Origin of the sequence: Pseudomonas sp. UC 17F4, from assembly GCF_900101695.1 — a bacterium.
GTDB lineage: Bacteria > Pseudomonadota > Gammaproteobacteria > Pseudomonadales > Pseudomonadaceae > Aquipseudomonas.
Window position 1 is genome coordinate 2,298,447 of sequence record NZ_FNKV01000001.1, and the last position, 26,623, is coordinate 2,325,069.

The window sequence follows — 26,623 nt, forward strand, 5'->3', positions numbered from 1 at the left end:
TAAAATCAGCGAACACTTTGCCATGCACCTGAGCCTCGATCGCCACTCCTCCCGCCCGCTCGTGCAGCAACTGAGTGAGCAATTGCAGGCCTGGATCGAACACCAGCGCCTGCGCCCGGGTAGCCGCTTGCCGTCGATTCGCCAACTGGCCCGCGAGCAGGGTGTCAGCCAGTCCTGCGTGATCGAAGCCTACGACCGGTTGGTGGCGGCGGGCTGGCTGCAGGCGCGCCATGGCGCCGGATTCTTCGTCGCCGAACAGCGCCTGCAGGCGTCGCTGGTTGATCAGCCGATCCATGACGAGGCCTTCGACAGCCGCTGGCAGCAGTTCACCGATGACCCCGGCGAGTTGCTCAAGCTCTGCTGTGGCTGGGTACCTTCCAGCTGGCGCGCTACCGAAGCCATTGCCCAGGCGCTGCGCCAGGTCAGCCGCGGCGCGGTCGAGGACTTGATCGACTATTGCCCGCCGCTGGGCTTGGCCAGCCTGCGTACCCAGCTGCACAAGGGCCTGGGGCAGATCGGCATCGACGCCGCGCCCGAGCAGATCCTCACCACCCAGGGCGCCAGCCATGCCCTGGATTTGCTGGTGCGCACGTTGCTCAAGCCCGGCGACAAGGTGCTGGTGGAAAGCCCGGGCTACTACAACCTCTACAGCCTGTTGCGCCAGCATCACGTCGACATGCTCGAAGTGCCGCGTACCCCGCAGGGGCCTGATCTGCAGGTGCTCGAGGCGCTGCTCAAGCAGCACCGGCCACGTTGCCTGTACATCAACAGCCTGTACCAGAACCCCACCGGCAGCAGCCTGTCGCCCAAGGTCGCCTATCGCTTGCTGGAGCTGGCACGCGAACATGACCTGCTGATCATCGAGGACGACATCTACGCGGACTTTCAGGACGGTGCGGTGACGCGTCTGGCAACCCTGGACGCTGAACAGCGGGTGATTTACCTGGCGAGCTTTTCCAAGACCCTGAGCAGTTCGCTGCGGGTTGGCTACCTGGTGGCCAGGGCGGAACTGGTTGCGCGCCTGGCGGAATTGAAAATGGTCAGTGGCCTGGGGACTTCGCGGTTTACCGAGCAGGTGGTGGCGCAAATGCTCGGCAACGGCAGCTACCGCAAAAGCACGGCGCGTCTGCGCCTGCGCCTGGCCCAGCACATGGCCAAGGCGCTGGGCCAACTGGAGGCCTATGGCTGGGAGGTGTTTACCGAGCCCTATGGCGGCATGTTTGTCTGGGCGCGCTGCCCGGGACGCAGTTTTGCCGAGCTCAGCCGCGAGGCCCAGGCCTGTTCGGTGCTGTTGGCGCCGGGCAGTGCCTTTGACCCCCAGGGCGCTGCCTGTGACTGGCTGCGGATTAATGTCGCCTATGCCCAGGACCAGCGCGCGCAGGCGTTCTTTCAGCGCGCCGGACGACCTCGGCAGTCCTGAAAACGACGCAACTGTAGCTTTTTGCCATTATTCCGACGCCGGGATCTTGTGCCGCTGGCCGTGCCATTGCCACTCTTGAGGCTTGATGCATTTGCGGGCAGCAGGGGGTAGTGCGATGAGTTCGGCCAAGCGTGGTTTTTTCGCCAACCTGGGCATGGCCCGCAAACTCGGGCTGGGCTTTGCCCTGGTGCTACTGCTGACGGCGGTGGTGGCGGCAGCGGGGGTTGCCGCCCTGCACGGCGTCGGGCAGCGCTTCGATGGCTTGAAGCAGATGGCGGCGCTCAATACCGCGCTGCTCGATACCCGCTTGCAGGAACAGGCATTCGCCCTGCGCTCCGATCCCAAGTCGGTAGACGCGGTGCACCAGCGCCTCGAGGCCCTGCAAGAGCAAGCCCGGACGCTGGTGCAACTGAGCGGCGTCGAACAGGCGCTGAACGACTACCGCCAGGCCTTTGACCAGTTCGTCGAACTGACCCAGGCCAAGGAGCTGGCGCTGGACATGGCCAGCTGGTCGGTCTCAAGCGTGGCGAACAACCTGGATGTGCTGCAGTCCGGGCTCGCCGATGACGGCACCTATACCCTGAAGGACACCCAGGGCCAGCAGGGCGCCGAGTTCGTCGAGCAAGCCGGGCAGGTGGCACAAGTCGCACGGCTGATGCTGCAGGCCATGGACGAAGCGCGCGTGCGTCTTGAGCAGAATCGCAAGGGCGCCGACGATGCCCGCCAGGGCCGCATCGAACAGACCGAGCAGGCAGCAGCACTGGTCGAGCAATTGAAAACCGCGGTGACCGACGCTGGCTATCAGACCGTGCTCGGCGAGGTCAGCACGCACATCGCCAGTTTCACTGAAAAACTTGCTGAATACACCGACCTGCTTGGCCGTGAGCAGCAGCTCAAGCAGCAATTGCAAGCGCGTGCCGAACAGGTCACCCGCCAGGTCGACCAGGCCCGGCTCGCTGAAGACCAGGCCATGCAAGGCGAGCTGCAGCGCAATGCCGTGCTGATCCTTGGCGCTGCGCTGTTGGCGCTGTTGGTCGGGGTGCTGGCGGCCTGGCTGATCACCCGTGCGGTGGTCGGGCCGTTGCGCCAGGTGATGGGCCGCGCCCAGCAGATAGCCGCCGGTGACCTGCGTGGTGAAATCAGTATCGATCGGCGTGATGAGGTCGGTCAGCTGATGCTGGCCATGCAGCAGATGGGCTCGGGCTTGAGCGCCATCGTCAGTGGCCTGCAAAACGGTATCGAGCAATTGGCGAGCAATGCTCAGTCGCTGTCGGCGGTTACCGAGCAAACCAATCGCGAGGTCAACAGCCAAAAGGATGAGACCGAGCAGGTGGCTACCGCCATGCAGCAGATGACCGCTACCGTGCATGATGTTGCGCGCAACGCCGAAGAGGCTGCCCTGGCGGCGCAAACGGCGGACGACAAGGTCGAGAGCGGTCAGCAGGTGGTGCGCCAGAGCATGCAGCGCATCGAGCAACTGGCGAGCTCTGCTGAATCAGCCAGCCAGAGCATCGACAACCTCAGCAGCGAAGTGCAGAACATCGGCCAGGTGCTGGAAGTGATCAAGAGCGTCGCCGAGCAGACCAACCTGCTGGCGCTCAACGCCGCCATCGAGGCCGCGCGGGCCGGCGAGCAGGGCCGCGGTTTTGCCGTGGTCGCCGACGAGGTGCGGGCACTGGCCCGGCGTACCCAGCAATCGACCGAGGAGATCGAGCGCCTGGTCAGCAGCTTGCGCAGCGGTGCCCAGGCCTCGGTGGCGCAGATCCAGGGCAGTGCCGAGTTGGTCAAGCTGGCCGTCAGCGATGCCCTGCATACGGAAAGCGCCTTGGGCAGCATTGCCGCGGCGGTATCGTTGATCCAGCAGATGAACCAGCAGATTGCCGCGGCGGCGCAGCAGCAAAGCTCGGTGGCCGAAGAGATCAACCGCAGTGTCACCCAGATCCGCAGCAGCGCCGATCAGTCGGCGCTGGCCATGCAGGGCAACGCCAGCTCAAGTATCGAGCTGGCGCAGTTGGGCAATGACTTGAAGGGGATGGTCGGGCATTTTCGCCTGTAGGAGCGGCGTCCCTACGACTATTTACGCCAGTTGAGAATCATCAAGGTCAGCACCCCGGCGACGATCCCCCAGAATGCCGAACCGATCGAGAACAGGGTAAAGCCAGAGGCGGTGACCATGAAGGTGATCAGCGCCGCCTCGCGCTCCCTGGCCTCGTTCATCGCCACGGTCAGGCCATTCATGATCGAGCCGAACAATGCCAGGGCGGCAATCGACAGCACCAGCTCCTTGGGCAGGGCGGCGAACAGCGCCGCCAGGGTGGCGCCGAAGACCCCGGCGATGCCGTAGAAAATCCCGCACCAGACGGCCGCGGTGTAGCGTTTGCTGGGGTCTTCATGGGCATGCGGGCCGGTGCAGATCGCTGCACTGATGGCGGCCAGGTTGACGCCGTGGGAGCCGAACGGTGCCAGCAGCAATGAAGCCAGGCCGGTCACCGTGATCAACGGCGAGGCCGGCACTTGGTAGCCGTCGGCGCGCAGCACGGCGACACCGGGCATGTTCTGCGAGGTCATGGCCACCACGAACAGCGGAATGCCGATGCTGATGGTCGCCGCCAGAGAGAAACTCGGCGTGGTCCACACCGGGGTGGCCACTTCCAGGCTGAAACCGCTGAAATCCAGCAGGCCCATGGCCCCGGACAGCACCGTGCCGACCACCAACGCTGCCAATACCGAGTAGCGCGGCGAAACGCGCTTGATCAACAGGTAGCTGAAGAACATGCCCAGCACCAGCGCGGTCCGATGCTGGGCGGCAATGAAAATCTCGCTGCCGATCTTGAACAGGATCCCGGCCAGCAATGCCGAGGCCAGCGAGGCCGGAATGCGTTTGACCAGGCGCTCGAAACTGCCGGTCATGCCGCAGATCACCACCAGCACCGCGCAGGTGACATAGGCACCGATCGCTTCGCCGTAGCTGACCCCGCCCAGGCTGGTAATCAGCAGTGCCGCGCCGGGGGTCGACCAGGCGACGGTGATCGGGGTGCGATAGCGCAGCGACAGGCCGATACTGCACACCGCCATGCCGATCGACAGCGCCCAGATCCACGACGAGATCTGCCCCGTGGTCAAGCCGGCAGCCTGGCCGGCCTGGAACATCAGCACCAGGGAGCTGGTATAACCGGTGAGCATGGCGATGAAGCCAGCCACCACCGCAGACGGCGAGGAGTCGGCCAAAGGGCGCAATTGCGCAGACGTGGCGTCGGGCATGGGGGCATTCCTTGTTCTGGATGTAAGCAGTTTTTTCAGACTACCGTGCGTACTGTTGATCTTTGCCATACAGCAGGCATTGCAATTAGCCGTACAGTCGCCAACTATGGGCGCGGGTTCGATTCAGCATTACGAAGAGGGGGAGCGATGTACAAGGTTTACGGCGACTACCAGTCGGGCAACTGCTACAAGATCAAGCTCATGTTGCACCTGCTCGACCTGCCTTATGAATGGCATTCGGTGGATATCCTCAAGGGCGAGACGGAAACCCCTGAGTTCCTGACCATGAACCCCAATGGCAAGGTGCCGGTGCTGGAACTCGAGGATGGCACCTACCTGTGGGAGTCCAACGCGATTCTCAACTTCCTCGCCGATGGTAGCGAGTTCCTGCCCACCGAACCGCGCTTGCGCACCCAGGTGCTGCAATGGCAGTTCTTCGAGCAGTACAGCCATGAGCCGTACATCGCCGTGGCACGCTTCATCCAGTTTTACCTGGGGCTGCCGCAAGAGCGGCTGGAGGAGTACAAGACCCTGCACAAAGGCGGCTACAAGGCCCTGCGGGTGATGGAGAAGCAACTGCAGCTAACGCCTTACCTGGTGGGTGATCGCTATTCGATCGCCGACGTCGCGCTGTACGCCTACACCCATGTCGCCCACCAGGGCGGCTTTGACCTCGACGGCTACCCTGGCATCCAGGCATGGCTGGAGCGTGTGACCAGCCATCCCCGGCATGTGACCATGCTCGGTTGAGCGATCAGGCGGCAAAACGCTTGTTGAGGTAGTCGATGATCACCTTGGATTCATACATCCAGGTGGTCTTGCCGTCTTCCTCGATACGCAGGCACGGCACCTTGATCTTGCCGCCTTCGGCAAGCAGGGCCTGGCGATCCTGTTGGTTGTTCTTGGCATCGCGCAGTGCCACCGGCACGTTCAGGCGGTGCAGGGTGCGGCGGGTTTTCACGCAGAACGGGCAGGCATGAAACTGGTACAGGCTCAGGCCCTTGGCCTGTTGCTCGACCAGGGCCTGGGCGGCCGGGTCGCGCTTGAGCTTGGCCGGGCGGCTGATCCAGTCACCGAACACAATCAACTGGCCGAGGCCCACACGCAGTGCTTTGACGATCATGGCAACTCCAAAGGATAAAAAAAGCCGACCACGAAAGGTCGGCTTGCAGTCTGGCCCGATTACTTGATCAGGCTGAGAAACTCGCTGCGGGTCGCGGCGTTTTCGCGGAATTCGCCGAGCATCACCGAAGTGATCATGGTCGAGTTCTGTTTTTCCACACCGCGCATCATCATGCACATGTGTTTGGCCTCGATGACCACGGCAACGCCCAGGGCGCCGGTGACCTGCTGGATCGCTTCGGCGACCTGGCGGCTGAGGTTTTCCTGAATCTGCAGGCGGCGTGCGTACATGTCGACGATCCGCGCCACCTTCGACAGGCCCAGGACCTTGCCGTCAGGGATGTAGGCCACGTGGGCCTTGCCGATGAACGGCAGCATGTGGTGCTCGCACAGCGAGTACAGCTCGATGTCCTTGACCAGGACCATTTCGCTGTTATCGGAGCTGAACAGGGCGCCGTTAGTCACTTCTTCCAGGGTTTGCTCATAACCGCGGCAAAGGTACTGCATGGCCTTCGCAGCCCGCTTGGGCGTGTCGAGCAGGCCCTCGCGGGAGACATCCTCGCCAAGCTGGCCAAGGATCGCGGTGTAGTTCTGTTCCAGGGACATGGATCTACCTGTGGGATTTATCGCAAACGCGAAGGGTACGGCGGCGACGGCGGCGCTGCAAGTACGGCGTTACTCGTCACGGCCTTCGAGCATGGTTCGCTTGAGCATGACATACACCGCGCCAGTACCGCCATGGCGGGCCTGACATGAGGTAAAACCGAGCACTTGAGGGTGCTGGCGCAGCCAGGTGTTGACGTGGCTCTTGATCATCGGTCGTTTGCCATCCAGGCGCACTGCCTTGCCGTGGGTGACGCGCACGCAGCGCACTTCGAAGCGGGTGGCTTCGGCAAGGAAGGCCCACAGTGTTTCCCGGGCCTTTTCGACGGTCATGCCGTGCAGGTCGAGGCTGCCTTCGAAGCCGATCTGGCCGAGCTTGAGCTTGCGCATCTGGCTTTCCTGGACGCCGTCACGGCTCCAGTGCAGATCGTCTTCGGGGCCGACATCAATCACAAACTGGTCCGACAGGCCATCGACCACGGTCTGGTCGCTACGGACCGTCGCGGCCTGGCGCAGGCTTGCCAGTTTCTTGCGGTCGGCCTTGGGTTTGCCGACTTCGGCGCGATCATGGGTGATCGGCTTGACGCCGCGCATCTCGCTTTTGAACAGGGAAAAATCGTCGTCTTGCATGTAAGCCTCCGCCAGGGCGGCGTAGTTTACGCGACTCCCCCAAAGCGTGCAGTCAATCGTGTTTTTTCATCAGGTGCGGTGACAGGTTGAGCTCGCGGCTGCGGCGCAGGCGCAAGCGGCTGCGGCGCCAGAACCACACACCCAGGTACAGCAGCAACAGGCCAAGGCCCAGCAGGACGCTGGCGCCGGCCGGGTTGGCGTTGAGCTCGCCCAGAGCAGCGGGGTGGCCCAGCAGGCTGGCGGCGCCGGCCATGGCCAGCAGCACGCCGGCGGTTGCCAGCAACGCCGAAAACGCCGCCGCCAGGCGCATGCCCCAGTTACGGGGCGTGCGTGGGCGCAAGCGTTTGGCATCAAAACCATCGGATATTTTCATTCCGATTTCCTCTATGGATATCCGGCGTTGGACCGAAAAGCCTTGAGGTGGTTCCGCCCGGCTGCCGGGCGGTCGCTCAGATCAGGCTGGTGGTTGGCGCCACGCAGGCAAAGTTGTCGGCCATGATCGCCATCTCGCTCTGCTGGATCTGCGCCGCCGGAATCACGCCGTCCTTGAACGGCAGGTCGCGGGTGGCGCAGGCATCCTCGATCAGGGTGCAGCGGTAGCCGTAGTCTTTGGCCCGGCGCACGGTGGTACTGACGCTGGAGTGGCTCATGAAGCCGCAGACGATCAGGTCCAGGTGCCCGTACTTTTGCAGGGTCTCGTGCAGGGTGGTGTTCTTGAAGGCATTGGGCATGCGCTTTTCGATGATCACTTCATCGCCCACAGGCTCCAGGCCCGGGATGAATTCGCCGCGTGGGCCCTGCGGGTCGAACATGCCGCCGACGGTACCCAGGTGACGCACGTGGATGATCGGGCGCCCGGCCTTGCGGGCCGCCTCGAGCATTTTAGCGATGTTGGCCACGGCCGCGTCCATGCCCGAGAGCGCCAGGGGACCGCTGAGGTACTCCTTTTGCGCATCGATAATCACCAGGCTGGCGTTGTTCAGCTTGGCCGGCGGATAGCCGCGGCCGCTGAGGTGGAACATCGTCGTTGGAACAGACATCAAGGGCTCCTTTGGATAGGGCTTTTACCCTATTGTCCCCTGCCTGAGCAGTTATGTGAATCGCTTCGCGTACAAGCAGCGTCGTTAGTGGCCTGCAGCCACCCTGGCGATATCCTTACAGGGTGTTTTTGCCGATCATTTCTTTTGCCGGGCTGTTAGAATCGCAGGTCGTCTTTCAAGGAGTCTGTTGTGATCACTTCTCGCTTGCGCACCCTGCGCGATCATATCCGTTGGGCCGTCAGCCGTTTCCACGAGCATGGCCTGTTTTTCGGTCATGGCGCCGACAACGCCTGGGATGAAGCGCGGCTGCTGGTGCTGGGCTCGGTGCACCTGCCCTGGGAAGTCGCCGATGCCTACCTGGACTGCCAGCTGGAAGACGACGAGCTGGTCAACCTGCAGCGCATGCTCAAGCGCCGCATCGAAGACCGCGTGCCGACCGCCTACCTGCTGGGCGAGGCGTGGTTCTGCGGCTTGTCGTTCATCGTCGACGAGCGCGTGCTGATTCCGCGCTCACCGATCGGCGAACTGATCGAAAAACGCTTCGAACCGTGGCTGGCCAGCGAACCTGCGCGCATCCTCGACCTGTGCACCGGCTCCGGCTGCATCGGCATCGTCAGCGCCGAAGTGTTCCCCGAGGCTGAAGTGGTGCTGGCCGACCTGTCGTTCGAGGCACTGGAAGTCGCCAACCAGAACATCGAGCGCCATGGCCTGGAAGAGCGCGTGTATACAGTGCAGGGCGACGGTTTTGCCGGCCTGCCGGGTCAGCGTTTCGACCTGATTCTGTCCAACCCGCCGTACGTCGATGCCGAAGACTTTGCCGACATGCCCGAGGAATATCACCACGAGCCGGAGCTGGGCCTGGCCTGCGGTAACGACGGCCTGGACCTGGTGCGACGGATGCTGGCTGAAGCGGCCGATCACCTGACCGACAAAGGGTTGCTGATTGTCGAGGTGGGCAACAGCCAGGTGCATGTCGAGGCGTTGTATCCGGAGGTGGATTTCGCCTGGCTGGAGTTCGAGCGCGGCGGCCACGGGGTGTTCATGCTCACGGCTGAGCAGTGCCGCCAGCACCAGGGGCTGTTTGCCTCGAAGGTGTAAGCACCAAGCCCGCTCCTGTAGGAGCGGGCTTGCCCCGCGATAGATTCAGCGGTGAGTCGCGATCCAGATCAACAACCCCGCCTGAAACACCGCAAAGGCCACCAGGCAAGTGATGGTAAAACGCAGCCCGCTGTCTTCACGGCGGTACTTGCTGACCCGCTCGTCACGCTCGCGCAGTTGCGCCTCTTTTTCCTGCAAGGTCTGCTCGGCCTGTTGCAGCATCTGCGCGGCATCGAGGATCTCGACCCGCTGCACCTTGTCAGTGTTCCAGCCGCCTTTTAGCTCGCCAACCTGGACATCGACGAAGCGCCCCTTCAGGTGCTGGGCATCGGCGTACTCGACCTCCAGGCCATGGCTGCGCAGCACATGGTCGCGGCGCAGGCGAGTGTCTTCGTTGAGCGCATCCTTGCTTGGCAGGGCCGCACCTTCGACCCGGTAGTGCGGCCACTTGCGCTGCGCCCACTGCACCGCCTGGTTGAGCAGAAAGCGCCCCAGGCCGCGGTTCAGCGGCTCGATCTGCAAGCCGGTGTCGGGCGTGAAGGTCACATGCTTTTCTTCATGGTCGACCCACACATCGAGGTGGTTCTGTTCCTTGCGCACTTTTTGCGCCGGCAGCTGGATGGCCATGCGCAGCAGGCTGGTCTGCTTGCTGTGGCGTTCGGCATAACCGTACTGGACAAAGCGCAGCGGCCGCGCACCGCTGTTGCGGTCGGTCGGCAACGGCGCCAGGCGCAGCATCTGGAAATGTTCGGGGGTAACATCGGCCCAGGGCAGGGGGGCAACTTCCGCTGCTGCCTGCTCGGCAGTCGTCTCGGCGGTGTCCTGGGGGGCGGCTTCGGTCATCACGGCAATCCTCATGTGCGCAGCGGGCTGGTCGCATTGACGATGCCAGCACCGCTTTATCGGCAGGATTGGCCTGGACTGGAGGCGTAATTTCTGCGAATTGGCCTCAGCTGGCGGGCAACCGCTGAATGAAGTCGACAACGCGCTGGCCAAGTTCGGCCGCTTGCGGCAGTTGCGGGTCAAGGTAGCTGTCGCGTTGCTGGCTGATTTCTTCGGGGGCGATGCGCAGCATGTGGTTCATGCCCTTGATCAACGCCAGTTCGGCATCCGGCTTGGCCGCCTTGAGGATCTCGGCGTTATCGACACCGACCTGGAAGTCATGGGTGCCCTGGATGATCAATGCCGGTACCTTGACCTTGGCGAAGGCCTCGGCCGGGTCCTGGCGGAACAGCGAAATCAGGTAGGGCTGCACGCTCGGGCGCAGGACGTCCTGCAGTGGCAGCGGCACGCGGGAAGAAGTCTTGCCGTTTTTCAAGCGGTCAAGGATGTCATGGGCACTGGCCATGTAGCGCCCGGGGATGCGGTCAAACATCTGCGCGCGCAGCGCCTTGTCGATCGGCCAGCCGCTGCCGGCAATGCTGATCACCGCGCTGGCGCCGCTGTGCTCGGCGGCAAGGCTGGCGATCAGCGCACCTTCGCTGTGGCCGAGCAGGACCAGGCGGCCGAAGCGTGGGTCGGCCTTGATTTTCTGGCTCCAGGCCACCGCGTCGGCAACATAGCGTTCCACCGTCAGGTCACGCTCATCCGGCGTAGCAGCCAGGCTGGCGGCGACGCCTCGCTTGTCGTAGCGCACGCTGGCGATATTGTTTTTCGCCAGGGTCAGGGCCAGTTGCTTGAGGTTGTCGGTATTGCCGCCGTAGGGGTTGTTACCGTCGCGATCGGTCGGCCCGGAGCCAGCAATGATCAGCACCACCGGTGGCGGCTGCTCGGTGCGCGGCAACAGCAGGCTGCCGTGCAGCACGCCGCTGCCGGTATCGAGGCTGAGCGGGCGCTGGAACACGACGGGGGCAGCAGCCTGGACCAGACCACTGAACAGCAGGGCGATTACTGCAACAATACGCAACATCATCAGGCCACTATCTAGAGAGTGCGGTTTGGACCGGGGCCAGCGCAGAAGGTTCGCCGTCAGGGATGAACTGAATGGTTAGCCTGCGTATACTGGCGGCCTTGTTCAAATCTGGCTGATTCGCGGAGCGTCCTGCATGTCCGGCAATACCTACGGCAAGCTGTTCACTGTCACCACCGCTGGCGAAAGCCATGGTCCGGCGTTGGTCGCCATTGTCGATGGCTGCCCGCCGGGCCTGGAAATTTCCCTGGCCGACCTGCAGCACGACCTCGATCGGCGCAAGCCCGGCACCAGCCGCCACACCACCCAGCGCCAGGAAGCCGACGAAGTCGAAATCCTCTCGGGTGTGTTCGAAGGCCGCACCACCGGTTGCTCGATCGGCTTGCTGATTCGCAACACCGACCAGAAGTCCAAGGACTACTCGGCGATCAAGGACCTGTTCCGCCCGGCCCACGCCGACTACACCTACCACCACAAGTACGGTGAGCGCGACTACCGCGGCGGTGGCCGCAGCTCGGCGCGCGAGACCGCCATGCGCGTGGCCGCCGGCGCCATCGCCAAGAAGTACCTGGCCAGCCAGGGTATTCGCATACGCGGCTACATGAGCCAGCTCGGTCCGATCGAAATCCCTTTCAAGACCTGGGATTCGGTGGAGCAGAACGCCTTCTTCAGCCCCGACCCGGACAAAGTCCCGGAGCTTGAGGCCTACATGGACCAGCTGCGCCGTGACCAGGATTCGGTCGGGGCAAAGATCACCGTGGTCGCCGAAGGTGTCATGCCGGGCCTGGGCGAGCCGATCTTCGATCGCCTGGACGCCGAGCTTGCCCATGCGCTGATGAGCATCAACGCAGTCAAGGGCGTGGAGATCGGCGCGGGTTTTGCCAGCGTCGCCCAGCGCGGCACCGAACACCGTGACGAGCTGACCCCAGAGGGTTTTCTCAGCAACAACGCCGGCGGCATTCTTGGCGGTATTTCCTCCGGCCAGCCGATCGTTGCCCACCTGGCCCTCAAGCCGACGTCGAGCATCACCACCCCGGGCCGCTCCATCGACGTCGATGGCAACCCGGTCGAGGTCATCACCAAGGGCCGTCACGACCCGTGCGTGGGTATCCGCGCCACGCCGATCGCCGAAGCGATGATGGCCATCGTGCTGATGGACCACCTGCTGCGCCATCGCGGGCAGAATGCCGAGGTACGCGTGAACACCCCGGTACTGGGCCAGCTGTAATGCCGGCCTCGGCCAATCGCGCTGCGGCTCGCTGAGCCGTGGCGGCGATTCCCTACTGGCGGCTGTCCAGCTTCTACCTGTTCTACTTCGCCTTGCTTGGTTCGACCGCGCCGTTTCTGGCGTTGTATTTTGATCATCTGGGTTTTTCCAGCGCGCGCATCGGCGAGCTGGTCGCCATTCCCATGCTGATGCGTTGCGTGGCCCCCAACCTGTGGGGCTGGCTGGGTGACCGCAGTGGCCAGCGCCTGCTGATCGTGCGCCTGGGGGCGTTGTCGACCCTGGCGACCTTTTCGCTGATCTTCTTCGCCAAGAGCTACGCCTGGCTGGCGCTGGTAATGGCCCTGCATGCGTTCTTCTGGCATGCGGTATTGCCGCAGTTTGAAGTCATCACCCTGGCCCATCTGCAGGGGCAGACCGCGCGTTACAGCCAGATCCGCCTGTGGGGGTCGATCGGCTTCATCCTCACCGTAGTCGGCCTGGGCCACTTGTTCGACTGGCTGAGCCTGGACATCTACCCGCTGGCGCTGGTGATTATCATGGCCGGTATCGTCCTGGCCAGCCTCTGGGTGCCCAATGCCCAGCCGCCGGGGCAGAATGAGCGGGCCAGCGGCGGCGGCTTTCTCAAGCAACTGTCCAGCCCCGGGGTTGCCGCGTTTTACCTGTGCGTGGCGCTGATGCAACTGAGCCACGGCCCGTACTACACCTTTCTGACTCTGCACCTTGAGCACCTGGGCTACAGCCGCGGCACCATCGGCATGCTCTGGGCGCTGGGGGTGGTGGCCGAGGTGCTGATGTTCCTGGCCATGAGCTGGATTCTGGCGCGGGTATCGCTGCGCCGGGTGCTGCTGGCCAGCTTTGCCCTGGCGGCAGTGCGTTGGGCGTTGCTCGGCAATTTTGCCGAACATTTGGGCGTACTGTTGCTCGCCCAGCTCTTGCATGCGGCCACCTTTGGCAGTTTTCACGCGGCCGCCATCGCCTTCGTGCAACGCAGCTTCGCGGCCCGCCAGCAAGGTCAGGGGCAGGCGTTATATGCCGCACTGGCCGGCACTGGCGGCGCCTTGGGCGCCCTGTATTCGGGTTACAGCTGGAACCTGCTGGGGCCGGCTACCACCTTTAGTATTGCCAGCATCGCAGCCCTGGCTGCAGCCGTTATCATTGCGCTTCGAATGAAAGAGGATAGTTGCCCCGATGAGCAGCCTTAGCGTGTATCACCAGTCCACCCCGGACACCCCAAACAAGGTTCTGACTCACCTGGAGGACATCGGCGCGACCCTGCAAGAGCAGGGCGTGCGTTTTGCCCGTTGGCAGGCTGGCGCGCCGATTCAGGCGGGCGCCAGCGACCAGCAACTGATCGGCGCTTATCAAGCCAGTATCGATGCGCTAAAAGCCGAGACCGGTTACGCCCGTGTCGAGGTAAGCCGCGAAGCGGATACCAGCCTGCGCGATGAGCACACCTGTGGCGAAGAGCGACTGCACTTTTTTGCCGCCGGGCGCGGGCTGGTCAGCCTGCGGATCGAGGACTACATCTATGCGGTGTTGTGCGAGAAGGGCGATTTGATCGGCGTGCCGGCAGGGGTTCGGCACTGGTTCGACATGGGCGAGGAGCCGCGGTTCGTGGCGATCCGGGTGTTCAACCGGCCGGAAGGTGGGCTTGTACGGTTTACTGGCGATTCGATTGCCAAGATGTTCCCGCGGCTTGACGACTGATAAACGCCATCACGGGGCAAGCCCGCTCCTACAGGTAGGAGCGGGCTTGCCCCCGCGAAGTTACCGATAAGTCGGCAAGGCAAACCGCTGCTGGCTTTGCAGCATCGAAATCACCGGCAGCTCACTGGCCTGTTCAGCCAGGTCGCGGCGAATCGCACTGATCGCCCACGACAGTTGTTCGGCGCTATGCAGCTGGGCATAAGAAATCGAGCGCTTGGTCTGGGTACCGTCGGCTGCCCGCAGGGTCAGCAGAATTCCGCCATCGGGGCGCGCCTGGGTGGTGACATCGTAGGCGGAGAATACCGAGGCGAATTTTTCCTGGATGAGGTCCATATCAGCTCCTGACTGTTAGTGGCAGACATGGAGTGACAGGTGCAGCGACTGTGCCAGCTTTTTGATTTTAGAAAATCTTTATAAATCAATGGCTTAGGATTTGGTTGGGAAAGGTGTGCCGTGCATTCTGCATGGTCGTGCATTTTGCACAGTGCATTTTGCAGTATCGCCTTGGCCAATAGATTTCTTCTGTCATGGCCATGACTTATCCACCGTTGACCCGCCGCGCTCCCTGCTCAAGACTTGGGCCTTTCCGATAGCCAGGAGGTTCCCCATGTCTGACCAACGCAGGCCAACGCCGATGAACGACGACGAGGCGGCAGCGTTTGCCGAAGAGGTCTTCGACCGGGCGCGCAAGGGCGACGCGGTGATACTCGGGCGCTTGCTGGAAAACGGCTTGCCAGTGAACCTGCGCAATGGCAATGGCGACACCTTGCTGATGCTTGCCAGCTACCACGGGCACCTGGATGCCGTGGCGGTACTGCTCGAGCACGGCGCCGACCCGCAGATCGCCAATGACAAGGGCCAGTTGCCGATTGCCGGCGCGGCCTTCAAGGGTAACCTGGAGATGGTCCAGTTGCTGGTGGACAAGGGCGCCGAGGTCGATGGCGCGTCCGCCGATGGACGCACCGCGCTGATGATGGCGGCGATGTTCAACCGCACGGTGATTGTCGACTACCTGCTGGCCCAGGGCGCCAACCCGCGCCATCGCGACGCCCGTGGCACCGATGCCCTGGGCGCGGCGCAAACCATGGGCGCGCCCGAGACCACCGAGCAGTTGCTCAAGCTGCTCGGCTAACCCCACGGGGCCTTTTGCGGCTATCCTTGGCGACTTTTTTCAGCGTCGCAGGGCCCCTTCATGAAACTCCAACTGGCCGAACTCATCGGCAAAATCAGCGCTGGCTGCATGGGCGAGGACGAAGTCGCGCGTATCGCCGACGAAGCCGCCCAGGCCTATGCCGACCCGCAGGCGTTTCTCGCCGCCAACCCGGACATCAACTACGACGACAGTTTCCCTATCCCGCTGGGTGAGTGGATTGTCGTCGGCAGCCTGCCCGACACCGTGTTGTTCCAGGCTGATAGCTATCAGGACCTGTTCCAGCAGATCACCGACTCTTTCGACAAGAGCGTGCCGTTCAACCTCAAGCCCAAGCAACTGGCCAAAGTCGAGGCGCTGACCGCGCTTAACCGCATCCAGGTGCAGATGGGGGCGATGAACAAGGAAGCCGGCGGCTATGTGCTGATGAACTTCAGCCAGTTGCTCGATGACGAGCTGCAGATGGTGCTGGTCGGCAACGACGACCTGCCGCGGGTGCTGGAGCTGTGTGCCGAAGTCGGCATCGCCGCAGCGCCGGCCCTGGAAGCGCTGCGGGTGGCCGTGCACGTTTAACCCAGGGCGGTATCGAGGAACATCATCACCGCAAAACCGCCCATCAGGCCCAGGGTTGCCGAGGTCTGGTGGCCGTTGCGGTGGGTTTCCGGAATCACTTCGTGGGACACCACGAAAATCATCGCCCCGGCTGCCAGGCCCATGCTCACCGGGTAGGCAATGGCAAAGCCGGTGGAAATACCCAGGCCGATCACTGCGCCAATGGGCTCCATCAAACCAGAACCGATGGCCACCAGCGCCGCCTTGAAGGTCGAGAGACCGGTGGCGCGCAGTGCCAGCGCCACGGCCAAACCTTCGGGAATGTCCTGGATGGCGATGGCGCTGGTCAGTGGCAGGCCGACATTCAGGTCACCGTTGGCAAAGCTGACGCCGATGGCCATGCCCTCGGGCAGGTTGTGCAGGGTGATGGCCAGGACGAACAGCCACACCCGGTTGATCCGCTCCGCCTGTGGGCCGCAGGGGCCGGTACTTTCGTGCTCATGCGGGGTGAAGCGGTCAAGGCCGAGCATCAGCAAGACCCCCAGGCCCATGCCGACCACCACCGTCAGTGCCGCGTACGGGCCGTTGCCGGTGATCTCCCGCGCGGCGTCGAGGCCCGGCAGAATCAGCGAGAACGAACTGGCGGCGAGCATCATCCCGGCGGCAAAGCCGAGCATCACGTCCTGGGTGCGCGCGCTGACCTCGCGCAGCACCACTGCCATGACTGCGCCAAGGGCGGTGGCGGCAAATCCGGCGAGGCCGCCGAGCATGGCCATGTGCAGGTTTTGCTGGTGGTCGCCATGCACAGCATTCCACGCGCTGGCGATCAGCAGGCCGAGCACCGCCAGCAAGCTCAGGCCCAAACCTGCGCTGAGCCACGGGCTGCTTTGTGCCTGTTGCATCCAGGCGTTCCACAAGGGGACGGGAGCGGGGCTGCTGTGACTGTGGGCGGGTGGCATAGGAACCTCTCTGGGGCAATTCAATCAATCGAGTGTAACCAGCGCTGCCTGGGCGCGGCGAACGATTCGCCTCTATGGGCCTGATAGCCAGCTATCCTGAGGGCAGACGCGACCAAGGGAGCAATACCATGGGTTCTACCTTCAATAGCCTGGTTGGGCTGATCATCCTCGCCCTGGACATCTGGGCGATCATCAATGTGATCAAAAGCGGTGCCAGCGGGGGCGCCAAGATTCTCTGGATCCTGCTGATTCTGCTGCTGCCGGTGCTGGGCCTGATTATCTGGGCGATAGCCGGGCCGCGGGGCAATGTGCGGCTGTAGCCCGGGATAATCTTCAGATCAGCCAGGTCCCCTCCAGTTCCAACAGGATCTGCTTGCGCTCGATCCCGCCGGCAAAGCCGGTGAGGGTGCCATTGCTGCCGATCACCCGGTGACAGGGGATGATGATGGCAATCGGGTTGGCGCCATTGGCGGTGCCCACTGCCCGTACCGACCTGGGGTTGCCGATGGCCTGGGCAAGTTCGCCGTAGCTGCAGGTGGTGCCGTAGGGAATGCGCTGCAGGGCCTGCCAAACCTCGCGCTGGAACGGTGTGCCGCGGGGCGCCACACGCACTTCGAAGGTCTCGCGCTTGCGCGCGAAATACTCGTCCAGTTGGCGCGCCACGTCGTCCAGCTGGTTGCTGGCCGGCAGCCAGTCCGCGGCCAGCTCCCAGGGCTGGGCGGCGTCCATGTGCAGCAGGCGCAGGCCCTGTTCATCGCCTGCCAGCAGCAGCGGGCCTAGCGGGCTTGGTAGGTAGCGAAAAAACATGGGGTAATGATCTCCCTGCGGATAACCCTGATTCTATTACGAAATTTTCACAAACGATTGCCGACAATTTGCGCGCGCAATTATCCGTTCGCCGAATGACCGTGCAACGCGCTCGCGTTTAGGGCACATTTGCCGATTCGTTTTACCGCCTTCCTCGAACCTGAACCCTAGGATCTTCCAATTCATGGCTAACACGGACGCCTTGAGTCAACAGCGGGCTGCGTCGCGCCCGTTGCAACCGACGCTGAAATCGCATCTGGCCTACACCCTGCTGTGCGGGCTGGTGATCATGCTGATGCTCAGCCTGGTCCGCCTCGCGTTGCTGGTCTACAACAGCGACATGATCGGCGACACGCCGACCTCGACCGTAGCCGAGGGTTTCCTCAATGGCCTGCGGTTCGACCTGCGGGTTGTGGTGTACCTGAGCATCCCGCTGCTGCTGGCGATCCTCAGTGCCCGCGCCATGGCTGCCCGCGGCCTGTTCCGGGCCTGGCTGACCATCGCCTCGAGCATTGTCATGTTCCTCGGCCTGATGGAGATGGACTTCTATCGCGAGTTCCATCAGCGCCTCAACGGCCTGGTGTTCCAGTACGTCAAGGAAGACCCGAAAACCGTGCTGAGCATGCTCTGGTACGGTTTCCCGGTGGTGCGCTACCTGCTGGCCTGGGCTTTTGGCACCTGGCTGCTGAGCCTGTTGTTCAAGGGCATCGACCGCCTGACCCGGCCTGCTGGCGGGTATGAAAGCCAGGTAGCCGGCACGCGCAGCGTTGCGCCCTGGTACGTGCGCGGCGTGGTGTTCTTCATGGTCTTGCTGGTAGCGGTCATCGCCGCTCGCGGTACCCTGCGCCAGGGCCCGCCGATGCGTTGGGGCGATGCCTTCACCACCGACTCGAACTTCGTCAACCAGCTGGGCCTGAACGGCACCCTGACCCTGATCGACGCGGCCAAGAGCCGTTTCGGCGAAGACCGCGCCAACATCTGGAAGTCGACCATCGAGCAAGGCCTGGCGACCCAGACCGTGCGCGACATGCTGCTGACCGCCAACGACAAGCTGGTCGATACCGACAGCGCCGCCGTGCGCCGTGACTTCACCCCGCCGGCGGACAACACCCTGCCAATCAAGAACGTCGTGGTGATCCTCATGGAGAGCTTCGCCGGTCATTCGGTTGGCGCCCTGGGCAGCCCGAACAACATCACCCCGTACTTCGACAAACTGGCGAAAGAGGGCCTGCTGTTCGACCGCTTCTTCTCCAACGGCACCCATACCCACCAGGGCATGTTCGCCACCATGGCCTGCTACCCGAACCTGCCGGGCTTCGAATACCTGATGCAAACCCCGGAAGGTGGCCACAAGCTGTCCGGCCTGCCGGCGCTGCTCAGTGCTCGTGACTACGATGACGTCTACGTCTACAACGGTGACTTTGCCTGGGACAACCAGTCCGGTTTCTTCGGCAACCAGGGCATGACCACCTTCATCGGCCGTAACGACTTCGTCAATCCGGTGTTTTCCGACCCGACCTGGGGTGTGTCCGACCAGGACATGTTCGACCGTGGTAACGAAGAGCTGGCCAAGCACGATGGCAAGAAGCCGATCTACGCGCTGCTGCAGACCCTGTCCAACCACACGCCGTATGCGCTGCCCAAGGATCTGCCGGTCGAGAAGGTTACCGGCCAGGGCCGCCTGGACGAGCACCTGACTGCCATGCGCTACTCCGACTGGGCCCTGGGCCAGTTCTTCGAGAAAGCGCGCAAGGAGCCTTACTTCAAGGAAACCCTGTTCGTCATTGTCGGCGACCATGGCTTCGGCAACCACCAGCAGGTCACCGAGCTCGACCTCGGGCGCTTCAACGTGCCGCTGCTGCTGATCGCCCCGGGTATCCAGGAGAAGTTCGGTGCGGTCAACCACACCGTGGGTACCCAGATCGACATCGTGCCGACCATCATGGGCCGCCTGGGCGGCGAAACCCGTCACCAGTGCTGGGGCCGTGACCTGCTCAACCTGCCAGCCGGTGACCAGGGCTTCGGCATGATCAAGCCATCGGGCAGCGAGCAGATCGTCGGGCTGGTCAAGGGCGACCGGATCCTGATCGAGTCCAAGGACATGTCGCCACGCATGTACCGCTACGAGCTGGGCGCCAACTTCAAGGCCGAGCTGATCGAAGCCCCGGACCAGACCGAGCTGACCCACAAGCTTGAGTCGTTCATCCAGACCGCGACCAAGAGCCTGCTGGATAACACTGCGGGTGTAGTGCACGGCACCCCGGAATAACGACGTTGCGGGTGCTGTAAACAGGACCCCGGCTTGCCGGGGTCTTGGCTTTCTGGGCCATGGATGCTCAAATCGCGCGCTTGAGGAAGCGGGGGCTGCAACGGCGCCCATCAAAAAAGGATTTTTGCGTGCGCGTGTTCGTATTGTTTGCCGGCCTGTGCCATTCACTGTTGGCGCTGGCCGATGTTGCACCGGCGGATTACCAGACGCCCCCCGGCTGGCGTACCGAATGCATGGGCCGGGTGCAGTTCGATGTGCCCAAGGACATTGCCTGGCACACTTCCAGTGGCTACTGGCAGTACTACAATTTCGAGCTCCCCACTCCCACAATCACCCCTGGGGACAAGCAGATTGCCTACGGCGAAGGATTGACCGGCGAGCTGCCCTTTCTGGTCGACATTGAGGTCAGCCCGTTGACCACCCGTGCACTCTACGAACAGATCCGCTATGTGCAGGGCCTCACCCGTGGCCCGGCGCAGGAGCGGGTGGTGAAGGCGCAGATGGAGGCGCTGGATGCCGCCATCTCTGCGAGCCGTGACGACGAAACGCGCTACAGGGCCCTGAGTGATCAGTACTACGACTTGCGTGAAAAGCTCCAGCGCATAGGCTATGTGACTTCGCAACTGGTGGTGCTTGACGACATGATCAAGCAATTTACTGGCGAGGGGCGGTCGGTGGCGAAGCTGCAGGTCGAGCGCGATGCCTTCTTCGAGGAGCAGGCGCAATGGCCGACCGATGTAGAGTACGAGCATGAGCGCTTTATCGAGCTGGGTGTGCCAGACGCCTCTGCAAACTGGTATGAAGGCAATCTGACTGCCTACCTGTGGCGCGATCAACGCATCTACCGATTCAAGTTCTACAGTGGCGCCAATACCGCGACAGACACCGCGGCGCTGGCCCGGCTGGAGCCCAGGGCGCGCGCTGTGCTGGCCGCGTTCCGCATCCGCAAGCAATACGAAATTCCCCAGGACAACGGCTTCTGTGTGCCCTTCGGCTTCATTGCCGATGATGGCACGCCGCGCCATGCCATCACCTTGGGCCTCAACCCCGCAGACAACTCGAACCTGTTGCACCGCCTGAGCATGAGCAGTGACAGTGACAAGGCCGTCGAGATGGTGCCGATGCTGCTGGATCGACTGATTGCCAACCCGTTTCCGCTGCAGATCAGCGTCGATAAGTTCGGGCCCTCAAGCGTGCGGATCGGCGCCGCCAAGGGCAGGTTCGGCGGTGCACGCTTTCGCGTCTATGAGCCTGACAGTTTGAAGCCGGCGGCCACAGAAACGTTCAGGATGGTCGCCGGCGCCTTGGGCTCCGGCGACCAGCCCACTGTGGTGCTGGGAGTGACCGATGAACACTCCGAGCCGCCGCTGCAGTTCGAGCCTTCCAGGGACGATTTTCTACGCACGCTGCAAAGCATACGCGCGCTGCCAGGCGCTCATCGCTTCGAGCCGCAAGAAGACTGAACAACCACCGCTGTATCGAGGTCAACGGAAGGTAAGCCCGATTCACCCTGAACATCTGTACAGAGGAGAGTCCAATGAAAGCATGGGTCATTACCTTCGTTGACCAGAAGGGCGAGCGTACCTCGCTGCCGCTCAGCGCAGAGCTGGAACCGAGTATCGAAGAGGCGGCGCGGCTGATTCGCTCCCATCTGTTTCCGGTCCTGGGCGAGCTGGACCTCAATGATTTCCAGGACCGCGAAACCTCGCCAACGGCCAAATGGCTGAAGGAGCAGAACGGGGTGGAGATCACTGCCATCACTGAAGGGCCTTGAACCCGCATGCCGGCTGGCACGCTGGGCAATCAGGCGCTACGCTGCAGACAAGGTCGGGCGATTTTTTCTGATTGTCCGGGCTTGCCGATCCACGTCACGCAACAGCTCGAATTGCCCCCGCACGGCTTGTGTGGCGGGCAGGTGCGTTTTGCACTGAAAGTCTATCCATCGGTAATGAGGAGGACGATTCATGAGCAGCCAATACGAGGACATCAGCAGCACGGTCTTGCGTCGGATGAAAGAAGGGGGGTTCAACTTCGCGCAGATTCATCCCATCGAGTTTTATGCGGTCTTTCCGGACGAGGCACGGGCGCGGCGAGCGGCAGGTAAGTTTCGCGGCGAATCACTCAGTGCCCAGGTCCACGAGCGCGATGATGGCGCCTGGCACCTGGAGCTGAGCAAGGTGATGTTTGCAACCTATGGCGGTATCGGCGAATTCGAACAGGATTTCGAGGCGGTGATCGCCCCGCTGGGCGGAGAAATAGAAGGCTGGGGCGTCAAGCAGGAACGTCAACTGGCTTGACCGGCAAGCAAGCGCGGCGCTTCGCAATGAGGCGCCGCCGTCAAAGCGAGCGCAGCGGTTGCACAGATCTGGTGCGACCGTTCTTCGTTTAAAACGCAACATACTGAATAACAAGGAATTGTGCCGCTGGCACGGGGCTTGCGATGGCTCCGGTGCACGGGTGACAAGGAGTTCGGCATGATCCGCACCTTTTATGACGAAATGTACGCCGCTGACGGCCAGGTCCGTCCGCACTACCGGGAATTCGCCCGCTGGCTGGCCGAAACCCCGCCAGAGCTGCTGGCCCAGCGTCGACGTGAAGCCGACCTGCTGTTCCACCGCGCCGGTATCACCTTCACCCTCTATGGCGACGAGCAGGGCACCGAGCGCCTGATTCCCTTCGATACCATCCCGCGCAGCATCCCGGCCAGTGAATGGCGGGTGGTCGAACGGGGCTGCATTCAGCGGGTCAAGGCGCTGAACCTGTTTCTAGCCGACCTGTACCACGACCAGCGCATCATTCGCGCCGGGATCATTCCGGCCGAGCAGGTGCTGGCCAACGAGCAGTACCAACTGGCGATGCAGGGCCTGGACCTGCACCGCGACATCTATTCGCACATTTCCGGGGTCGACCTGGTGCGCGACAGTGATGGCAGTTACTACGTGCTCGAAGACAACCTGCGCACCCCCAGCGGCGTCAGCTACATGCTTGAAGACCGCAAGATGATGATGCGCCTGTTCCCCGAGCTGTTCGCTGCCCAGCGCATCGCGCCGATCGATCATTACCCCAACCTGTTGCTCGATACCCTCAAGAGCTCAAGCCCGCTGGACAACCCCAGCGTGGTGGTGTTGACGCCCGGGCGTTTCAACAGCGCCTTCTTCGAGCATGCCTTCCTCGCCCGCGAGATGGGCGTCGAGCTGGTCGAGGGCGCCGACCTGTTCGTGCGTGACGAGCGGGTATTCATGCGCACCACCGACGGCCCCAAGGCGGTGGATGTGATCTACCGGCGCCTGGACGATGCCTTCCTCGACCCGCTGGCCTTCAACCCCGATTCGATGCTCGGTGTGCCCGGGCTGCTGGCGGCTTATCGCTGCGGCAACGTGGTGCTGGCCAATGCCATTGGCACCGGGGTGGCCGACGACAAGTCGATTTACCCCTATGTCACCGACATGATCCGCTTCTACCTCGACGAGGAGCCGATCCTCAAGAACGTGCCGACCTGGCAGTGCCGCAAGCCTGAAGAACTGTCCCACGTGCTGGCGCACCTGCCGGAGCTGGTGGTCAAGGAAACCCAGGGTTCCGGCGGCTACGGCATGCTGGTCGGGCCGGCGGCCAGCCGTGCCGAGATTGAGGCGTTCGCCGCCCGGATCAAGGCCCGGCCAGCGGCCTATATCGCCCAGCCGACGCTGTCGCTGTCGACCTGCCCGACCTTTGTCGAAAACGGCATCGCCCCGCGGCATATCGACCTGCGCCCGTTCGTGCTGTCCGGGCGCGAGACCCGGGTGGTGCCAGGCGGCCTGACCCGGGTCGCGCTGCGCGAGGGCTCGCTGGTGGTCAACTCGTCCCAGGGCGGCGGCACCAAGGACACCTGGGTGGTCGAGGATTAAGTCATGCTGAGTAGAACTGCCTCTGATTTGTACTGGATGTCGCGTTACCTGGAGCGGGCGGAAAACCTCGCGCGGATGCTCGATGTCAGTTATTCGCTGTCGCTGATGCCGCAAGACGGGCGCGGCGACGGTCTGGATGAAATGGCCATGCCGCTGCTGATCACCGGTACCCTCGACGACTACCTCGAGCGCCATGGTCAACTGCATGCCGAACGCCTGCTGCACTTCTTCGCCCTCGACCCGGAAAACCCGGCGAGCATTTACAGCTGCCTGGGTGCCGCGCGGGCCAGTGCCCATGCGGTACGTGGGCGGATCACCGCCGACATGTGGGAAAACATCAACGCCACCTGGCTGGAAATTCGTGGCATCGCCGAGCAAGGCCTGGGCCGCTATGGCATGAGCCGTTTCTGTGAGTGGATCAAGGAACGCTCGCACCTGTTCCGTGGCGCCACTTACGGCACCATCATGCGCAACGACGCCTTTCGCTTCATCCGCCTGGGCACCTTCATCGAGCGCGCCGACAACACCCTGCGCCTGCTCGATGCCCGCTACGAGATGCTTGGCGACGAGGCCGAGGCGGTCAGCGACAGCTCGGCGCGCGGTTATTACCAGTGGAGCGCCTTGCTGCGCGCGCTGTCGTCATTCGAGGCTTACACCGAAATCTACCGTGATGCACCGGCCGCTCGCCATGTTGCCGAGTTGCTGCTGTTGCGCGCCGACGTGCCGCGCTCGCTGCGTGCCTGCACCGAGGAAATCGACCTGATCCTCGCCAGCCTGCCCGGCGGCAACGGCCGCCCGGCCCAGCGCCTGGCCGCCGAGGTGGACGCGCGCCTGCGCTACACCTCGATCGATGAAATCCTTGCCGAAGGGCTGCACCCCTGGCTGACCCATTACATCCCGCTGGTGCGTGAACTGGGCAACGCCATTCACAGCGCCTACCTGGAGGCCGTATGAGACTGACCATTAGCCACGAAACCGCCTACCACTACGAAGACCAGGTGCGTGCCAGCATCCAGTACCTGCGTCTGACTCCGCACGACAGCGAGCGTCAACAGGTGCTCAGTTGGCAACTGGACCTGCCGCGGCCGGTGCGCGCGCAACTGGACCCGTTCGGCAACATCCTGCATGTGCTGAGCCTGGAAGAGCCACATTCGGACCTGGTCATCGGCGCCCGTGGCCTGGTCGACATTGATGAAAGCCGCGAGGCCGAGCACGAGTTGCAATCGCCGCTGCCGTTCCTGCGCTTCACCCGCCTGACCGAAGCTGACGAAGCCTTGCGTGCCTTCGCCAGCCAGCACTGCCGCAAGCGCCGTGACCGCTCGACGTTGATCGAACTGATGAATGCCCTGAACCAGCGCATGGCCTACAGGTCCGGCAGCACCGCCGTGGATACCAGCGCCGCCCAGGCGTTTGCCGGCGGCGCCGGGGTATGTCAGGACCACACCCATGCCTTCCTGGCCTGCGCGCGCAGCCTGGGCATCCCGGCGCGCTATGTGTCCGGTTACCTGTTCGACAGCGACAGCCAGCAGATGGCCAGCCACGCCTGGGCCGAAGCCTGGCTGGAGGATGCCTGGTACAGCTTCGATGTCACCAACCAACTGGCCCGGCCTGAACGCCACCTGAAACTGGCGGTGGGCCTGGACTACCTGGATGCCTGCCCGGTGCGCGGCATGCGCCGCGGTGGTGGTTTCGAGCAGTTGCACGCCAAGGTGCTGGTGACCCCGACCCTCAACGCCCAGCAGCAGTGAGCCTCAGGGTTTGCGCGTGGCCATGTGGGCCAGGTACGCCAGCAGCGCATCCAGCTCGCTATCGCTGATGACCGCTGCGGCAAACCCGGGCATTTTTGCCTGGGGCCACTGGCGCAGGCTTTGCGGGTCGCGGATATAGCGCCGGAGGAAATCGGCCTGGAAGTACTCGGTCGGGTTGTGCGGCAGGTTCAGGTCCGGGCCGAACTGGGCGTCCCCGGCACCGTTGAGGCGATGGCAGGCCAGGCAGTTCTTCTGGAACACGGCAAAGCCTTGGTTGATCGGGTTGTCGACGCTAATGCCTGGCGCCGGGCGCATGGCCGGGAAGCGTTCGGCCACTGCCGCCAGGCGGCGAATGCTGGCGACCTGGAAAGGCCATTGCTCAGGGCTGATGCGCCCGGCTTGCGGGTCGGTCCAGACCAGGTAAAACGGCCCGGCACCGGGCTTGCCCTTGGCCAGTGCCGGCCAGGGTCTGGCCGGGTCTTCAATGGCCAGCCAGGCCCGCGCAGGGCCGTCCTTGAGCAAAGGCGCGGCGGGCATCTCGGCGGCGAAACCGTCCAGGGCAATGGCTTGCAGGTGATCATCGGCCTGCACTCCCTGTAGGAGCACAGCCAGTGGTACCGCGCGGTAATGCATGGTTCGCTTGTAGGAAACGTCGTTTTCAATCTGGATATCCTGCGCCAGCGGATGCGCCAGCAACTCGGCGCTCTGCCAGTGGCGGCTGCCGTTGCCCAGGTCGAGGGTCAACTGCGCCGCCTGCAGGGGCAGGCACAGCAGGGCGAGCAACAAGCTGAAACAGTGGCGCATGGGCAGTCTCCAACCATCAGGGTCGGCAGATTACCTGCACACAACCGGCTTGTGCCAGGCACAAACCGCGGGAAGAGGGCATGCCGCTCAGCCGAACAGGCGTGAAAGGTTCGGCAGGATCAACAGCAGCGTAGTGGCGAAGAGAATGAGCCCGGCTTGACGTACTTTGTGTTGTTTGAACATGGCTGACCGCCTTTTTGTTGTTATTCCTGAGTGCCCAGAGGCTTCCTTGTCGTCGATCTGGCGAACATCATTTAACGTGGTGAAACATTAAGTCGCGAACCGTTGCTAATGGGTATACAGCTAACCTTAGGGTCAACGTCACCCGTGTTTTAGAACGCTTTAATCTGTACTTATTGCGCTTCAGATGTTTTTCGCTATGAGGCCTTTGGCCATCCATCAGCATTCCCCTTGCTAGACGCCTGCGCCACA

General features: G+C 63.1%; 29 protein-coding genes and 1 pseudogene. 18 read left to right on the plus strand and 12 right to left on the minus strand.

From position 1 onward, the window contains the following. Positions 1-22 precede the first annotated feature (22 nt). The 3 genes and pseudogenes from BLR26_RS10630 (at position 23) to BLR26_RS27685 (ending at position 3,476) form a co-directional block, all read left to right on the plus strand. Positions 23-1,420 carry an aminotransferase-like domain-containing protein gene (locus tag BLR26_RS10630; RefSeq protein WP_093387389.1) on the plus strand — a complete coding sequence of 466 codons (1,398 nt, stop codon included), beginning with the start codon at positions 23-25 and terminating at the stop codon, positions 1,418-1,420. Between the two features lie 970 nt (positions 1,421-2,390). Next, positions 2,391-2,615: pseudogene (locus BLR26_RS27680) on the plus strand (HAMP domain-containing protein); the annotation flags it as partial. Next, positions 2,613-3,476: a methyl-accepting chemotaxis protein gene (locus tag BLR26_RS27685; RefSeq protein WP_371128670.1), complete on the plus strand. Its 864-nt coding sequence runs from the start codon at positions 2,613-2,615 to the stop codon at positions 3,474-3,476. The pseudogene BLR26_RS27680 and the gene BLR26_RS27685, both read left to right, overlap by 3 nt. A gap of 17 nt (positions 3,477-3,493) precedes the next feature. Here BLR26_RS27685 and BLR26_RS10640 read toward each other — a convergent pair whose 3' ends face one another. Then, positions 3,494-4,681, minus strand: a complete 1,188-nt coding sequence (locus BLR26_RS10640; protein ID WP_045195313.1) for a benzoate/H(+) symporter BenE family transporter — start codon at positions 4,679-4,681, stop codon at positions 3,494-3,496. Positions 4,682-4,828: 147 nt separating this feature from the next. Between BLR26_RS10640 and BLR26_RS10645 the strand changes: the two genes are divergently transcribed. Further along, the gene (locus tag BLR26_RS10645; RefSeq protein ID WP_093380476.1) at positions 4,829-5,431 is read left to right on the plus strand and encodes a glutathione S-transferase family protein; all 603 of its coding nucleotides are present in this window, start codon (positions 4,829-4,831) and stop codon (positions 5,429-5,431) included. Between the two features lie 4 nt (positions 5,432-5,435). Here BLR26_RS10645 and BLR26_RS10650 read toward each other — a convergent pair whose 3' ends face one another. The 5 genes from BLR26_RS10650 to BLR26_RS10670 all read right to left on the minus strand — a co-directional run bounded on the left by BLR26_RS10650 (position 5,436) and on the right by BLR26_RS10670 (position 8,076). After that, a complete protein-coding gene (locus BLR26_RS10650) occupies positions 5,436-5,804 on the minus strand; it encodes a glutathione S-transferase N-terminal domain-containing protein (RefSeq protein WP_045195311.1) in 369 nt (122 codons plus the stop codon). Positions 5,805-5,863: 59 nt separating this feature from the next. Next, positions 5,864-6,409, minus strand: coding sequence for a GTP cyclohydrolase I FolE (gene folE / locus BLR26_RS10655; protein WP_045195310.1), 546 nt, complete (start codon positions 6,407-6,409; stop codon positions 5,864-5,866). Positions 6,410-6,478: 69 nt separating this feature from the next. Continuing rightward, positions 6,479-7,036, minus strand: coding sequence for a Smr/MutS family protein (locus BLR26_RS10660; RefSeq protein WP_038994072.1), 558 nt, complete (start codon positions 7,034-7,036; stop codon positions 6,479-6,481). 52 nt (positions 7,037-7,088) lie between these two features. Then, complete coding sequence (locus BLR26_RS10665; RefSeq protein WP_045195308.1) at positions 7,089-7,409, minus strand: hypothetical protein; 321 nt, start codon at positions 7,407-7,409, stop codon at positions 7,089-7,091. Between the two features lie 76 nt (positions 7,410-7,485). After that, positions 7,486-8,076, minus strand: a complete 591-nt coding sequence (locus BLR26_RS10670; protein ID WP_093380478.1) for a cysteine hydrolase family protein — start codon at positions 8,074-8,076, stop codon at positions 7,486-7,488. A 189-nt stretch (positions 8,077-8,265) separates the two neighbouring features. On the opposite strand from BLR26_RS10670, the gene prmB reads away from it, so the two are divergent. Then, complete coding sequence (gene prmB / locus BLR26_RS10675; RefSeq protein ID WP_045195306.1) at positions 8,266-9,174, plus strand: 50S ribosomal protein L3 N(5)-glutamine methyltransferase; 909 nt, start codon at positions 8,266-8,268, stop codon at positions 9,172-9,174. 45 nt (positions 9,175-9,219) lie between these two features. On the opposite strand, the gene BLR26_RS10680 is transcribed toward prmB, so the two are convergent. Then, positions 9,220-10,017, minus strand: coding sequence for a hypothetical protein (locus BLR26_RS10680; RefSeq protein WP_045195305.1), 798 nt, complete (start codon positions 10,015-10,017; stop codon positions 9,220-9,222). Positions 10,018-10,123: 106 nt separating this feature from the next. Then, positions 10,124-11,086 (minus strand): alpha/beta hydrolase, encoded by a 963-nt coding sequence (locus tag BLR26_RS10685; protein WP_093380483.1) that lies wholly within the window; start codon positions 11,084-11,086, stop codon positions 10,124-10,126. A gap of 133 nt (positions 11,087-11,219) precedes the next feature. Between BLR26_RS10685 and aroC the strand changes: the two genes are divergently transcribed. The 3 genes from aroC to BLR26_RS10700 are packed head-to-tail and all read left to right on the plus strand — an operon-like array spanning position 11,220 to position 14,018. Then, entirely contained in the window at positions 11,220-12,311 is a 1,092-nt protein-coding gene (gene aroC, locus BLR26_RS10690; RefSeq protein ID WP_045195301.1) for a chorismate synthase, read from the plus strand. A gap of 38 nt (positions 12,312-12,349) precedes the next feature. Beyond that, on the plus strand, positions 12,350-13,513 hold the full coding sequence (locus BLR26_RS10695; RefSeq protein ID WP_093380487.1) for an MFS transporter: 1,164 nt from the start codon (positions 12,350-12,352) through the stop codon (positions 13,511-13,513). Then, complete coding sequence (locus BLR26_RS10700; RefSeq protein WP_093380490.1) at positions 13,500-14,018, plus strand: acireductone dioxygenase; 519 nt, start codon at positions 13,500-13,502, stop codon at positions 14,016-14,018. The genes BLR26_RS10695 and BLR26_RS10700 overlap by 14 nt, the downstream gene beginning before the upstream one ends. A gap of 60 nt (positions 14,019-14,078) precedes the next feature. On the opposite strand, the gene BLR26_RS10705 is transcribed toward BLR26_RS10700, so the two are convergent. Then, entirely contained in the window at positions 14,079-14,351 is a 273-nt protein-coding gene (locus BLR26_RS10705; RefSeq protein WP_045195296.1) for a DUF3509 domain-containing protein, read from the minus strand. Between the two features lie 274 nt (positions 14,352-14,625). Between BLR26_RS10705 and BLR26_RS10710 the strand changes: the two genes are divergently transcribed. Together BLR26_RS10710 and BLR26_RS10715 are read left to right on the plus strand one after the other, a co-directional pair. Beyond that, on the plus strand, positions 14,626-15,150 hold the full coding sequence (locus tag BLR26_RS10710; protein ID WP_045195295.1) for an ankyrin repeat domain-containing protein: 525 nt from the start codon (positions 14,626-14,628) through the stop codon (positions 15,148-15,150). 60 nt (positions 15,151-15,210) lie between these two features. Beyond that, a complete protein-coding gene (locus BLR26_RS10715; RefSeq protein WP_045195293.1) occupies positions 15,211-15,741 on the plus strand; it encodes a hypothetical protein in 531 nt (176 codons plus the stop codon). Here BLR26_RS10715 and BLR26_RS10720 read toward each other — a convergent pair. Then, positions 15,738-16,679: a ZIP family metal transporter gene (locus tag BLR26_RS10720; RefSeq protein ID WP_045195291.1), complete on the minus strand. Its 942-nt coding sequence runs from the start codon at positions 16,677-16,679 to the stop codon at positions 15,738-15,740. The genes BLR26_RS10715 and BLR26_RS10720 overlap by 4 nt on opposite strands. Positions 16,680-16,807: 128 nt before the next feature. On the opposite strand from BLR26_RS10720, the gene BLR26_RS10725 reads away from it, so the two are divergent. After that, entirely contained in the window at positions 16,808-16,999 is a 192-nt protein-coding gene (locus tag BLR26_RS10725; protein WP_045195289.1) for a PLDc N-terminal domain-containing protein, read from the plus strand. A 13-nt stretch (positions 17,000-17,012) separates the two neighbouring features. Here BLR26_RS10725 and BLR26_RS10730 read toward each other — a convergent pair whose 3' ends face one another. Then, positions 17,013-17,486, minus strand: a complete 474-nt coding sequence (locus BLR26_RS10730) for a methylated-DNA--[protein]-cysteine S-methyltransferase (RefSeq protein WP_093380494.1) — start codon at positions 17,484-17,486, stop codon at positions 17,013-17,015. Positions 17,487-17,670: 184 nt separating this feature from the next. Here BLR26_RS10730 and BLR26_RS10735 point away from each other — a divergent pair, with 184 nt between their 5' ends. The 7 genes from BLR26_RS10735 (at position 17,671) to BLR26_RS10765 (ending at position 25,387) form a co-directional block, all read left to right on the plus strand. Further along, positions 17,671-19,755, plus strand: coding sequence for an LTA synthase family protein (locus BLR26_RS10735; protein ID WP_093380496.1), 2,085 nt, complete (start codon positions 17,671-17,673; stop codon positions 19,753-19,755). Between the two features lie 128 nt (positions 19,756-19,883). Continuing rightward, positions 19,884-21,218 (plus strand): hypothetical protein, encoded by a 1,335-nt coding sequence (locus BLR26_RS10740; protein WP_093380498.1) that lies wholly within the window; start codon positions 19,884-19,886, stop codon positions 21,216-21,218. 74 nt (positions 21,219-21,292) lie between these two features. After that, the gene (locus BLR26_RS10745; protein ID WP_045195283.1) at positions 21,293-21,529 is read left to right on the plus strand and encodes a hypothetical protein; all 237 of its coding nucleotides are present in this window, start codon (positions 21,293-21,295) and stop codon (positions 21,527-21,529) included. Between the two features lie 190 nt (positions 21,530-21,719). Beyond that, positions 21,720-22,052 carry a ribonuclease E inhibitor RraB gene (locus BLR26_RS10750; RefSeq protein WP_010226349.1) on the plus strand — a complete coding sequence of 111 codons (333 nt, stop codon included), beginning with the start codon at positions 21,720-21,722 and terminating at the stop codon, positions 22,050-22,052. A gap of 177 nt (positions 22,053-22,229) precedes the next feature. Continuing rightward, positions 22,230-23,639 (plus strand): circularly permuted type 2 ATP-grasp protein, encoded by a 1,410-nt coding sequence (locus tag BLR26_RS10755; RefSeq protein WP_093380500.1) that lies wholly within the window; start codon positions 22,230-22,232, stop codon positions 23,637-23,639. Positions 23,640-23,642: 3 nt separating this feature from the next. Beyond that, on the plus strand, positions 23,643-24,593 hold the full coding sequence (locus BLR26_RS10760; protein ID WP_045195278.1) for an alpha-E domain-containing protein: 951 nt from the start codon (positions 23,643-23,645) through the stop codon (positions 24,591-24,593). Then, a complete protein-coding gene (locus BLR26_RS10765) occupies positions 24,590-25,387 on the plus strand; it encodes a transglutaminase family protein (RefSeq protein WP_093380502.1) in 798 nt (265 codons plus the stop codon). The genes BLR26_RS10760 and BLR26_RS10765 overlap by 4 nt, the downstream gene beginning before the upstream one ends. Positions 25,388-25,390: 3 nt before the next feature. On the opposite strand, the gene BLR26_RS10770 is transcribed toward BLR26_RS10765, so the two are convergent. Beyond that, on the minus strand, positions 25,391-26,191 hold the full coding sequence (locus BLR26_RS10770; protein WP_093380504.1) for a cytochrome c: 801 nt from the start codon (positions 26,189-26,191) through the stop codon (positions 25,391-25,393). Between the last annotated feature and the right edge of the window lie 432 nt (positions 26,192-26,623).